Annotated in this window: 9 protein-coding genes and 1 CRISPR repeat array; all 9 genes read left to right on the top strand. The window is 39.4% G+C overall.

Annotated features, from left to right (window positions below):
• Positions 1 to 18: 18 nt before the first annotated feature.
• Complete coding sequence (locus tag BLA28_RS19095) at positions 19 to 1,827, top strand: ABC transporter ATP-binding protein (protein WP_242880599.1); 1,809 nt, start codon at positions 19 to 21, stop codon at positions 1,825 to 1,827.
• Positions 1,824 to 3,620, top strand: a complete 1,797-nt coding sequence (locus BLA28_RS19090; RefSeq protein ID WP_069157615.1) for an ABC transporter ATP-binding protein — start codon at positions 1,824 to 1,826, stop codon at positions 3,618 to 3,620. Before BLA28_RS19095 ends, BLA28_RS19090 begins: the two co-directional genes overlap by 4 nt.
• Before the next feature lie 138 nt (positions 3,621 to 3,758).
• Entirely contained in the window at positions 3,759 to 4,364 is a 606-nt protein-coding gene (locus BLA28_RS19085) for a GNAT family N-acetyltransferase (protein WP_081330020.1), read from the top strand.
• Positions 4,365 to 4,542: 178 nt separating this feature from the next.
• Positions 4,543 to 4,902: direct repeats of the CRISPR family, unit length 30 nt; unit sequence ATTTCAAAATATCTTATATTACTATTAAAC.
• A gap of 558 nt (positions 4,903 to 5,460) precedes the next feature.
• Positions 5,461 to 6,153, top strand: coding sequence for a CRISPR-associated endoribonuclease Cas6 (gene cas6, locus BLA28_RS19080; protein ID WP_044968167.1), 693 nt, complete (start codon positions 5,461 to 5,463; stop codon positions 6,151 to 6,153).
• Between the two features lie 14 nt (positions 6,154 to 6,167).
• Entirely contained in the window at positions 6,168 to 7,967 is a 1,800-nt protein-coding gene (locus BLA28_RS19075; protein ID WP_069157614.1) for a hypothetical protein, read from the top strand.
• Positions 7,964 to 8,917, top strand: coding sequence for a type I CRISPR-associated protein Cas7 (locus tag BLA28_RS19070; RefSeq protein ID WP_069157613.1), 954 nt, complete (start codon positions 7,964 to 7,966; stop codon positions 8,915 to 8,917). Before BLA28_RS19075 ends, BLA28_RS19070 begins: the two co-directional genes overlap by 4 nt.
• Before the next feature lie 20 nt (positions 8,918 to 8,937).
• Positions 8,938 to 9,642 carry a type I-B CRISPR-associated protein Cas5b gene (gene cas5b, locus BLA28_RS19065; RefSeq protein ID WP_069157944.1) on the top strand — a complete coding sequence of 235 codons (705 nt, stop codon included), beginning with the start codon at positions 8,938 to 8,940 and terminating at the stop codon, positions 9,640 to 9,642.
• A gap of 120 nt (positions 9,643 to 9,762) precedes the next feature.
• Complete coding sequence (locus tag BLA28_RS19060; protein ID WP_069157612.1) at positions 9,763 to 12,315, top strand: CRISPR-associated helicase/endonuclease Cas3; 2,553 nt, start codon at positions 9,763 to 9,765, stop codon at positions 12,313 to 12,315.
• 9 nt (positions 12,316 to 12,324) lie between these two features.
• Positions 12,325 to 12,816, top strand: a complete 492-nt coding sequence (locus BLA28_RS19055) for a CRISPR-associated protein Cas4 (RefSeq protein WP_069157611.1) — start codon at positions 12,325 to 12,327, stop codon at positions 12,814 to 12,816.
• Positions 12,817 to 12,861 lie beyond the last annotated feature (45 nt).

The raw sequence follows: 12,861 nt of genomic DNA, 5'->3' as shown, positions 1-12,861 counted from the left end.
TTTGCTGAGGAATGACTTATGAGGGAAACTGATATTAAAGAAAAAATATTGACGGATAAAAAATACGGATTAAGGGATTATCTGTACATTCCTTTTTCTGTTTATCCTTTTGGCTGCTTGCTGAAGCTGCTTACAAAGCTGGTGTCCGCGCTGCTTCCGGCTTTGCAGGTTCTGACAATAGCCGCCTTTATTGATCGTGTGACTCTGGTGGTACAGGGAAAGGCAGGTGGGAACGAGGTTTATGTTCCGCTTCTTCTGCTTGCCTGTATTCTGGCATTTACCTATCTGAACGGCCAATTGATCGCCTTCCTGAACCTGAAAACGGAATTACGGCTTGCCGGAACCTATGAAACCGCACTCCTTGACAAAAGAGGGAAGCTGGAATACTGGCATATTGAAAATGACGATTCCTGGAATGTGGTTGACCGCACCTGCAAAGAGGCGACGGAAAAGCTTCTGAGAGGTTTTGATAGCCTGCTGGATATGGGAGAACTGCTCATCCGGGTTTTATCTTTGCTTATTATCCTTACACTGCAGGTATGGTGGATAGGGCTGGCCATACTGGCTGTCTCCATACCGCTGTTCCGTGTTTCCCTGAAGGCGGGAAAAGAAAATTATGAGGCATACCGGAATGCGGAAAAAAAGACAAGAGAGGCTGAGTACCTGCATAAGGTTCTGACGGAAAGGGAGAGTGCGGAAGAACGGACACTCTTCGGTTACTCGGACTGGCTGAATAAAAAATGGCTGGAAAAGTATGAAACGGCAAGAAAAATTACAATGAGCGTAATGCTCCGGAATTATATTAAAATGAAAGGCTCCAGCCTGATTACCGTGGCGATATCCCTGATAATCATCCTTGTTCTGCTTTATCCCCTTTCTCAGGGAAAGCTCACGGCGGGGATGTTCATAGCTCTGGTTTCTGCCGCGCTTGAACTGATCCAGCTGATGTCCTGGCAGCTTGCCAGGCTTACCGAGCAGATGGCGAAAAACAAGGCATACATGGATGATTTGACGGAATTCGTGGGCTTGTCGGAGGATGACGGCGCACTGAAGGAAAAGAACGCCGGTCCGGATGTGGTGGAAGAGGTGGAGTTCCGGGATGTTTCTTTCCGCTATCCCGGAACCGACAGCTGCATACTGAAGCATTTTTCCCTCCGGATAGAAAAAGGAAGGCATTATGCGTTTGTTGGAATCAACGGCGCTGGAAAGACCACGATTGTCAAGCTTCTGACCGGCCTGTACCGGGAGTATGAAGGAGACATTTTTATTAACGGCAGAAACAGCAGAGAATATGACAGCCGCCAGCTGATGGATATGTTTTCCGTGGTCTACCAGGATTTCGCCAGATACCAGATTTCATTTGCTGATAACATACGTTTGGGGAACAGGACGGAAACGGATGAAGCCAGATTTTCCCAGGTTCTTTCATTTAATGAAATCGGGGAAATTGCACAGGCACTGCCTGATGGGACGGATACCTGCCTGGGGAAGATAAAAAAGAACGGCGTGGATCTTTCCGGCGGTCAATGGCAGAAAATAGCCATAGGCAGAGCGCTGTATCAGCGGGCCTCCATACGCATCATGGATGAACCCACCGCAGCGCTGGATCCCGTATCGGAAAGCAATGTGTACCGGATTTTCGGGGAAGCCAGCCGGGATGTGACCACCATATTTATCACCCACAGGCTGGGGGCTGCCAGACTGGCGGATACCATTGTCGTTCTGGACGGCGGAAATGCGGCGGAAACCGGAAGCCATGAAGAACTAATGGCAAAGCAGGGAATTTATGCGGAAATGTTTGAAGCACAGAGGAGCTGGTATCAATGAATAAGAAAAAAAGAGGCCCTGTAAAATTATTATGGAAACTGACGCCCCTGGTCATAAAAGCGGCTCCGGGTGCATTCCTTCTGACAACGGTTATGGCGGTGTTTCACGGTGTTTCCTGGGGAGCTGTTACTGCGGGACAGCAGATTTTTTTTGATGGAGTAACAGAGTTTGCAACAGGAAAAGCTTCTTTAAAAAGAGTGCTGGCTGCCTTTTTCCTGCTGGGAATCGCATATGTGCTTTGCCACATATTTAACGGCGCCGGAAATTATCTCAATGAAATGATGGAGAAAAAAGCGGAAGGCCGGCTGTCCTTTTTTATCCATGAAAAGATGGCGGCGATGAAGCCGATCTATTTTGAGGAGCCCGATAAACTGGATATCTTCAATAAAGCGGAGGAAGGAAAAAACAATGCAGTGGAACTGGTTTCCGCTTTGCAGGGGGTTTTTACCTTTTACCTGCCTTATTTTCTTTTTATGGCATGGTATCTCTTTCATTTAAAGCCGGTGCTTGCCGTCGCTGTCGTGCTGGTTTTCATTCCCACCGCACTGACACAGATCGTACGGACAAGAGCCTTCGGAAAGCTGGAGGAGGAATCGGCGTCTCTCAGGCGGGAGAATACCTATTATGAGAACTGTATGGTCAGCAGGGAGTATTTTAAGGAAACCAGAATGCTGGGAGCCTTCCATTACTTCCGCGGGAAATATGCGCAGACGAAGAAGGAGCTGCTGAGCCTGAAATATAAGGCGACCTTAAAATCCAACGGACTCGAGCTGGTAATGAAACTGATCACGCTGGCCAGCTACCTTCTGATTCTTGTGATGCTTGTAAAGGCCGTGATGAGGGGAGAAATCCCGGTGGGAGCCTTTATCGCCGTATTTAACTCTTTGAGTACACTCTATGATTTCATGGAAGAATTGATTTGCTACCATGTGGGGCATATGGCGCAGGGAATGGGAAAAGTGAATAATTTCATGGACTTTCTGGAAATGGAAAGCCAAGATGGAACACAGGAAGCCCAGCTTGCCTTTCATAATATCAGGCTTAGTAAGGTGAGCTTTTCCTACCCGGAGGCCCGGACGGAAGCGCTTTCGGATATTTCACTGGAAATAAAGAAAGGGGAAACACTTGCCGTTGTAGGAGAAAACGGCTCCGGGAAAACAACGCTGGTCAGGCTGCTCACCGGTTTATATATGCCTGATAAGGGCTGTGTGGAGGTTGACGGACAGGATTTGGCAAAGCTTAAAAGACGGAATATCTATGAGAAAACCGCGGTGGTATTTCAGAAATTCCAGAAGTACAGCCTTTCTCTTAAGGATAATATTGTCATAAGCCGCAGTGAAAAAGAACCCACGGCTTCGCTGCTGGATGAGGTGTGTGAAAAAAGCAGTGTCGAGCTGAATGCGTGGGGACTGAAGGACGGGTATGAGACACTTTTGGGAAAGGAATTCGGGGGAACGGACCTTTCCGGCGGCCAGTGGCAGAGGGTTGCCATTGCCAGAGGGTACTACAGGGAACATGAGCTTATCATACTGGATGAACCGACTTCGGCCATCGATCCTTACGAGGAAACGATGATGTTCCGGAAATTCGCGGATATATCCAGAGGAAAGACGGCTGTGATTGTGACGCACCGGCTGGGCTCGGTAAAGATTGCGGACAGAATTGTGGTGCTGAAAAAGGGACGTATTGCGGAGCAGGGAACCTTCCGGGAACTGATGGACAGAGATGGGGAATTCCGGAGGATGTATTCGCTGCAGAAACAGTGGTATGCGGATGGGGCGGAAAGCTTGTAAGAATTATGATAAGCCTGAACTGGTGAAAAGTTTCAGGGATTTTGGAGAACTATGACATATAGGTGTCATAGTAGGGTGTTTATAATGATGCTGTTAACAGAAAACCAAATTATATGTGAGAATGTATGAGGTGAAAAAATGGGAAATGAAAACAGCATGAAAAGGGAAAATGTATTTTGGAATAGGGATGTATATGCGGACTGTCCGCAGCTGGAAGATGATAAGTATCTGATGAAGCTTACTTCAGAAAGCGACTGGCGGGATTTGCTGAAAGTGTATTCGGATAAGGATGCGGTGCCTTTTTTCAACAGTGATAACTGCAATGGGGAGGACTTTTATCTGACTACGGAAGAGCGTATGAAGGAAATAATCCGTATGTGGCGGCTTTCCTATGAAGAAAGAGGGTTCGTTCGATGGTCTATAGTGGATAAGCAGGGCGGATGCGTTATCGGAACGATAGAGTTGTTTCACAGGGATGCGGCTGATTATTTTACGGACTGCGGTCTGCTGCGGCTGGATATCAGAAGTGACTATGAGCGGGAAGAGGAGATAGTAAGAATAGTATCGTTGATATTGGAACCGGCTTTTGAGATGTTTCGGTGTGGTAAAATTGCAACGAAGGCGGTACCGGGGGCGGCGGAGCGGATAAAGGGCCTGAAGAGACTGGGGTTTGCGGCAGCGGAGGAAAAAGTGATTGGGCATGATGGTACGCGGTATGGGGATTATTTTGTGGTGGTTAGGTGAGAGGAAATTTCAAAAGCTGTGTTGAATTATTTGTAGTTAATAATTGAAAATGTGATATATAAAAGAATAGAAATAGTACATGTTTTAGTAGATTAAAATGTGTACTATTTTTTGCGGACAAATAAGAATTTTAATTGTTATTAAGCTTGTCATTTTTTTTCATGCCCTAAATAATTTCATTTCAAAATATCTTATATTACTATTAAACCCATACGGGAACGTAGACTTATGCACCATATCAAATTTCAAAATATCTTATATTACTATTAAACAAGCCGATGCTTATCTCAGAAATGCAAGATCCTTTATTTCAAAATATCTTATATTACTATTAAACGACAACTCCATACCCTTAATCTGCTCTGGAATAGACTATTTCACAATATCTTATATTACTATTAAACAGGAGGGGAACGTGGAACGTATAGCAGAATTAGTATTATTTCAAAATATCTTATATTACTATTAAACAAGAAAGACAGCAGCTAAAAAGAATGCTGCTGAGGAAATTTCAAAATATCTTATATTACTATTAAACGAACAGCTCCGGGTTCTGGAGCAGGTACTGTTGGTCGATTTCAAAATATCTTAATTACTATGAAATCAATTAAATCAGATTACACGGATCTTCATTAGCCAAACATAAAACCCAAAATAGTTTAGTTAGTAATTAATACAATATTATGAATTCCCCTTAGATTCACTTATGCCTCGTTTTATAATATATATTAAATCATATATTTTAAAATTAAAGATTTAATTATACAGTATTTTGCTATCTGTATATTTGAGCAAAAAAGAGGGATAAATATACCCCAATTTTACGAAACATCATTATGTTGATATTAAAAGAGTAATTTAAAAAATAAGCATATTTCAAAACACATCGTGTTACTAATACAGTTTCAGACTAAATTATAATGATGGTATTGTCAACACTTTTGTTGTCTAAAATAGTAGTTAATACATATATAAAGGAAATAATATATTTATAAAATTAGCATTGAAATGTATTTAAATTGGATATATAATACAATTATTAAATCACAATTCATTTTATAACATTATTTCAAACAAAAGAAAGGAGGTAGTAAAATTGCTGGTATTTGAGTACAAGCTGCGTGTCCGTCTTCTGAAATCATTCGAATACGTGAAAGCATCCGAAGCTGTTTCTTATTTTCTTGACAGCGCATTAGGAAAAGAGGAGGATTTTCTGAAACTGCATGAAAGAAGAGAATACAAATATTATACGATGGATTCATTTTATCCATGTGAGAAAGACGGCATTTATAAACAGGGTAAAATCTATGCAATAAGAATCCGGACGGTCAAACAGGAATTAGCAGAATATTTTTCAAGGATGCTGATTCATCATACTTCAGGGGAAATGGAAGGATTAACAGGTGAACTGCGGATTATACCTAAAAAGCAGCTGGAAAGAGTATACTCGCTTACGCCTGTAATAATTAAAACGGAAAAAGGATATTGGCGTGAGCATATGAGTGTCCCGGAATTCGAAGATCGTATTAAGATAAATTTGATAAAAAAATACAATCAATTTAATCATACGAAAATCGAAGAAAATTTTCAGCTTTATAATCTAATTGAATTTAAAAACAAAGTTCCGGTAAAAGTCCCCTATAAAAATATAACACTTTTAGGAGATAAGATAAACCTCATTGCATCGAATGATCCTATGGCCCAGGAACTTTTATATTTTTCACTAGGAACAGGATTTGGAGAAAATAATGGTCGTGGGGCAGGATTCATGAATTATCAATACATCTGATAGGAGGTGAAAATGTGCTGCAGGAAGGACTAGCTGTTTTTCAGAGAATGCGGGAAAAGAATGACAGGCTGATACTGGATGAATATGTTCCGAAAGACGGTACCTATCGATTGATAGAACTGACGGACGACGGATATCAGACAGGAAAAACACTTTATATCCGTTATGATAAAAAGACCGGCGAGATTATAGGGAAGGCTGATTCCGATTATCCGTTTTTCTGTTATCTGGATTATTATAGTAAACTGATTGATATGAATAAGCCGATGGATTCATCAAAGCTTATCCATTCCAATAATTACCTGTCACTTTTTGTTAAGAAGGAAACCATCAAGGATCATAAACTCACCGGAAAAATTCTGGAAGGCTATTATGCTGCGTTAAAGAATCCGCTGGAAAAATATAAAAAGCCACAGGCAAAGGCATTATATCAATCCACTGTACAGGAAACAGGCGAGATTGATGAGGAATTGCTGGAGAGAATCGCTGAATATGTAAAAGAAGAAAAGGTTTGGGAAGATATTGATCTTGAGAAAAAGGAGTACATAAAGCTTTTCTTTGTATATCCCGACAGAGAGAAAACAAAGTCAGTTTATTATAAAGAAGGCAGACGTTACCTGATTCCCAACATCTATAACAGCAATGATTACAATGTGGAAGAAAATGGCGTTATTCTGGGACTTCCTAATAATAATATGGGCATGAACGCCAAGAAGCCATATCTGCCTAATCTGGGGAGAAAAGTGAGTGTCCCTAATCTGGTGGATAAAGAGAAGGCCTGTCTTCTGGCAGAAATGTTCGATTATTTAGGCGGCTTCGCATCAAAAGGATTAGTCAATGTGTATATCGATTATACGGCACAGACTATAAGAGGTTACAGCAATACAGAAGAACCGGAAGATTTGGAAAGCGGCTTTTATTACCGGCTGCGTAAAGGAAAGGAACTGGAAATTCATTGGGCAGATACGGTGACTAATTATAGGAAAAAACTGGATAAAGTTTTCTGGCTTAGAAATATTATTGAGATCCAGGATGAGACATTAGAAAAATTCAGCTTGGAATACAATACTGCTTACAGACAGCTATGGGAACTGAAAAATATTATTGACAGGGAATTCTTTGAAAATAAATTATCTTCGAATTTCTATACAGAAGCAAAGGATATTGCAATTACAGATAATATATTGAAAAGATGTATCCTGGAAACAAGGAACCGGTTTATTTCCTGGTTTTATACAGGAAAAATGGAACAAATAAGTTCTGTTATTGATAAAGTATCCATAGAATTGATTTTTAATACGATATCTTCAAATCGAATATTGCGTGCACAGAGACAGTTTAATTTAAGATGGGCTTTATTGGATTATCTGGAAGGAAGTAAAAGGAGGGAAAATATGGTTATGGATGTAAGAAGTCAGCTGAGAGAGCATATGGCATCAAAAGAGGAATGGACATTCAGCTCAGAGGAAGAATTTAGTTATGCTTTGGGGCAGGTAGTTTCATTTCTGATTTCCAGAAGCAAAGCCAATAAAATTACTTCTTCGTTGGCAAATCCTATCTTTACAGCTAAAAATCACAAGATAGCCCAAAAAAAACTTTTTCAGTTATATTTGAAGTATAATTATGATATATCACATAAAAGTATAGGTCGTGCAGAATTGCTATTTAATCAGGTTATGGCTTATGTACCGAAAAAAGGAACTAGACTTGATCGTGAATGGATTGGAACAGGCTTTACGGCTCAATCGCTAATTTATGAAAAAAAGAATACAGAACAAGCTATTAATGCAGATGCACAGGAGGAAAAGCAATGAATAAGAGAGTATACGGAATTCTTGGAATATCTTCTATCATGGCAAACTGGAATGCGGATTTTTCAGGGTACCCTAAAACAACTTCAGATGGAACTACGTTTGGAAGTGATAAAGCATTAAAATATCCTATGAAAAAGATGTGGGAAAATCAGGGGAAGCCTGTAATTTATATTAAATCCTTATGCCTGAAAGCAGACAAAAAAGGAGAGGCGGTACTTATACCCAGAAGCCTGAAGGAACGTTATGAGTACGTTTTTGGTATCAAAGAAGAAAGCAAAGATAATAAAGAGATTCTTAAAAACCTGTTTCAGGCCGTTGACGTTAAAAATTTCGGTGCAACCTTTGCTGAATCAGGCAGTAACATTTCAATAACCGGTGCGGTACAAATCGGGCAGGGATTTAATAAATATGAAGGTACGGATCCTCAGGAACAGCCCATACTTTCTCCATTCAGAGATGCCACAAAGACAACAGAGGAGAAAGGTGAAGCGAAGAACAGTACTTTGGGAACAAAAATTGTAAGTAATGAAGCTCACTATTTTTATCCCTTTGTTATTAATCCCCTGGCATATAAAGAATTTGTGGAGCTTGGAGTGACGGAAGGATATACAGAAGAAGATTATCAGAACTTTAAGGATACCTCTTTAGTTGCCGCTACTGCATTTGCTACAAATGCAAAAGTAGGCTGTGAAAATGAGTTCGCCTTATTTGTGGAAACGGAAGAGGACTTATATCTTCCTAACCTGTCGGAATATGTATCTTTTGAAAAAGAGGAAAATAAAAATATAATTCATTTGCTCTGTGATGAGTTATTGAATGAAGTGAGAGACCGGATTAAATCTGTGGAAATTTACTTTAATCCTTATACAACTGTACTGGATACTGATATAAAAGATGCGAATTTCTATAATATTATCACCCGGAAAGAAATAGGACAGGACGCTCTATAGGACATTACAGGAGAATGTATATGGAAATATTAAAATTTAATCTGAAAGGATCACACGCTTTTTTTAAAGTTCCGGAGGTGAATACGTATTACTATTTCACCTATGGAAATATCCATAAAGTAGCGCTTTTGGGGATGCTCGGAGCTATCATGGGCTATAAAGGCTACCAAATGGAAGATAAAGACTATCTGGAATTTTATGAAAAACTGCAGTATCTGAATGTTTCAATTGTACCGGAACAGAAACAGGGATATTTCCAAAAAAAAATCCAGGTTTTCAATAATTCCGTAGGTTATGCCTCCAAGGAAGCAGGGGGAAATCTGATTGTAAAGGAACAGTGGCTGGAAAATCCCGAATGGACTATCTATATTCAGATAAAGGATGAGGAAAGCCGGGAACTTGCAGAGCGCATTATGGCGAGAAAATGTACTTATATGCCATATCTGGGGAAAAATGACCATATGGCGGATATCAGCGGAATGTGTATCGTATCCGGGGAGGAGCGCTTCCCGAAGAATGAAACAGCTGACAGTCTGGTCCCCGAAGGAGCCGTACAATTTGATTGGGATGAAATGACCTATCGATATGAAGAATATCTTCCTGTCGGGCTCAAAGAGAGTACGAATCTATACAGAACCCATCGTTTTATTTTTACGGATGCTGAAATGGATCAGTGTATGCAGCCGGTTTATAAGGTTGAAGGAAGAAACCTTTTATTTTTTTAACATGCCGAATGGAGGGTGTAAGCGCCGCAGAATAGGAAGATTTATTACCTATTGTGCGGCGTTTGCACATGAAACACATGATAATTACATTACGATATCATTGATTTTAGGAGAAAAGAAATGGCTGATTTTGTGTCATGGAACGATATTTTTAATGGAGAATATCCGATCTTTGCGCATCGGATGGAAAACGGTAAAAAGGAAAATGAAAATATACAGGAGCATATTCTGTTATGCGAAAAATATTTCTGCAGGATCGAGAAAGAAAAAGAACTGCCGGAAATCATTCATAGATTTTTAATGAGACATTTGCCTGAGGGAACAGCAATGGAAAAAAAACTTGAAGACTTCGTATATGATATGTTTTGCCAGATGATTCCATTCCATGATTTTGGGAAAGTAAATCCACAGTTCCAAATTTTAAAAATGGGCAATAAGCGGATACCTGTCACTAGGTTAGAAGGCTTATCAGGAAGCGAGCATTCTTTGTTTTCAGCATTCCTGTATCTTGATTATTATCTTACAAGAATAGAACATTCTGATTTTGAAGATTACATACAGGATATTCTTTTCGTTTTGTTATGGGAAAATGCATATGTGATATCAAGACACCATAGTAATATGGACAGTTTAAGCAGTTTCATTGAGAAATTTGATGCAGATGATGTTTTGGGCGAACTGACTGAAGCATTGGACAGGAATGCAATTCCCGGCCTGAAAGAATTACAGTCATTTTCGAAAGAGAATCTGATAAAAAAAGCAAAACGGTTAAGACGAATTAAAAAGAAATTCACAAGGCAGCAGGATATAGCAGGATATTTCTATGTCCGTTTTGCTTATTCTGTATTGGTGTCCTGTGATTATTATGCAACAACGGAATATATGGAGGATGTGGAAATAGAGTCTTTTGGAAGTATTTGTAACGGAGAGGACTTTTCTAAACCATATGCGGATTCAGAGCTTGTAAATAAAATAAAAAAATACGAGCGGGAATCATATGGCAGGAATTCTGAGAATCTGAAGAATTGTGAAGAAATTAATGTCATGCGCAGCGAAATGTATTTGGATGCAGAGAAAATGCTGCAAAGATATCCGAATGAATTGATTTATTTTCTGGAAGCCCCTACCGGAAGCGGTAAAAGCAATACTGCCTTGAATCTGAGCCTGAAGTTACTTGGAACAGGTAAAAAGATCTTTTATATTTATCCATTCAATACATTGGTGGATCAAAATAAAATAATATTGCAGGATATTTTTAAGCATTCGGAAGTGAAAGAACAAATAGTAACTGTAAATTCTCTGACACCAATAAAAGGGATTCATGCTAAGGAAGATAATACCGAGGAGTATTATCAGAAAGCGCTTCTGGACAGGCAGTTTTTAAATTATCCCTTTATACTATCTACCCATGTCAGTTTTTTTGAAACTTTATTCGGAAACGGCAGAGAAAACTTATTCAGTTTTGTCCAATTATCCGGCAGTGTTGTGATACTGGATGAAATTCAGAGTTATCGTAATTCAATTTGGGCGGAAATCATTATCTTTTTAAGAGAATGCGCTTTCTTGATGGGAATGAAGATTATTATCATGTCAGCAACGCTGCCGGGACTGGAGGTACTGGGAGGTAAGGAGTGTACGGTTACACGTTTGATTGAGGACAGAAATAAATATTATAAGAATCCGTTATTTCTTGAACGTGTCAAGATTTCCTATGAACTTCTGGATCAGAAAATGACAATGGATACCTTGCTTGATCAGGTAAAAAGGCACTGTACGCCAAATAAAAAGATTCTTGTGACATTTATCAGGAAAGATTCTGCATATGAATTTTATAATCGGCTTCTGGCAGATGAAGATATTAATATTCCTGTAAATTTAATTACAGGAGATGATTCGGAGTATGAGAGGGAAATGATTCTCAGACCTATTCGAGAAAAAAAGGCAGGCGGCCTTATCCTTGTATCAACACAGGTAATTGAAGCAGGTATTGATATCGACATGGATTTAGGGTTTAAGGATATTTCAAAATTAGACAGTGAAGAACAGTTTTTAGGGCGGATAAATAGATCCTACAAAAACGACGGGATGGTTTACTTCTTTGATATGGATAAAACGGAAAGAATTTATCGGGATGATTATAGGACAGATGAGAAATTTACTCTTCGGCAACCCCGGATGCGGGAAATACTCAGACAAAAGGAATTCGGAGATTATTATCAAGAAGTGTTGGAAGTATTGCGTATGCAGCGAAATGAGAGTACATCATCCGATGGTCTGGAACGCTTTTTTGGTGAGACTGTAAAAAATCTGAATTTTGCCATGGTAGCGGATAGAATGAAATTAATTGAACCGGATAACAGGAGAATGAGCCTGGTATTATGCAGAAGGCTGGTTATGGAAAACGGTATAATACTCGATGGATGGGAGGTATGGAATCAATATTTGGAATTGCTCCATAATCAGACAATCTCTTTTGCCAGGAAGCAGGTGGAATTATCAGAAGTGAGAAGTAAATTGAATATGTTTATTTACCAGGTTAAATGGAATCAGGACTTAAATTACGATGATGTCTGTGGGGAACTATACTGTATCAAGGATGGGGAACAGTATTTCATAAACGGAAAGCTGGACAGGCAATCCCTGGAAAGCAGAGGAGCATTGTTTGTTGACTAAGGAGAGAATATGAGAGTAAATGGGACATTGATTAATTATTACTTTCACTGTAAACGACAATGTTATCTTCATGGAAACAGATTAAATCTTGAAGATAACAGCGAAATCGTAAAGATAGGAAAAGCGATTCATGAAGAAAAGGCCCGGACCAAAGACTCAGAAATTGCTATTGAAAATATCAGGTTGGACAAGCTGACGGGAGAATATCTTACCGAGATTAAGAAATCGGATGCAGATGTGGAAGCAAGCAGATGGCAGCTATTATTATACTTAAAAGTACTGAAGGACAAAGGAATAATACGAAAGGGACGTTTGGAATTTATAGAAAAGAACAAGACAGATAAAAAGATAATGATTGTGGAATTGGGACCAAAAGAAGAAATGGAACTGAATAAATATATAAAAGAAATTGAAACTTTACTGACACAGGAAAAAGTTCCGGAAGTACTTAATAAGGCACAATGTAAAAAGTGTGCTTATTATGAATATTGTTATATTTAAAAGATTGGAAACACAAGGATATAAATTTACAAGATTAAAAGAGCG

The organism is Eisenbergiella tayi, assembly GCF_001881565.1.
GTDB lineage: Bacteria > Bacillota > Clostridia > Lachnospirales > Lachnospiraceae > Eisenbergiella > Eisenbergiella tayi.
Note: the sequence above shows the minus strand (reverse complement) of the source record. Positions and strands in the feature narration are given on the sequence as shown.

What these genes read in the sequence shown, in the direction of transcription:
- BLA28_RS19095 (WP_242880599.1), top strand. Translation starts at nt 19, where the DNA reads ATGAGGGAAACTGATATTAAAGAAAAAATATTGACGGATAAAAAATAC.
- BLA28_RS19090 (WP_069157615.1), top strand. Translation starts at nt 1,824, where the DNA reads ATGAATAAGAAAAAAAGAGGCCCTGTAAAATTATTATGGAAACTGACG.
- BLA28_RS19085 (WP_081330020.1), top strand. Translation starts at nt 3,759, where the DNA reads ATGGGAAATGAAAACAGCATGAAAAGGGAAAATGTATTTTGGAATAGG.
- BLA28_RS19070 (WP_069157613.1), top strand. Translation starts at nt 7,964, where the DNA reads ATGAATAAGAGAGTATACGGAATTCTTGGAATATCTTCTATCATGGCA.
- cas5b (WP_069157944.1), top strand. Translation starts at nt 8,938, where the DNA reads ATGGAAATATTAAAATTTAATCTGAAAGGATCACACGCTTTTTTTAAA.
- BLA28_RS19060 (WP_069157612.1), top strand. Translation starts at nt 9,763, where the DNA reads ATGGCTGATTTTGTGTCATGGAACGATATTTTTAATGGAGAATATCCG.
- BLA28_RS19055 (WP_069157611.1), top strand. Translation starts at nt 12,325, where the DNA reads ATGAGAGTAAATGGGACATTGATTAATTATTACTTTCACTGTAAACGA.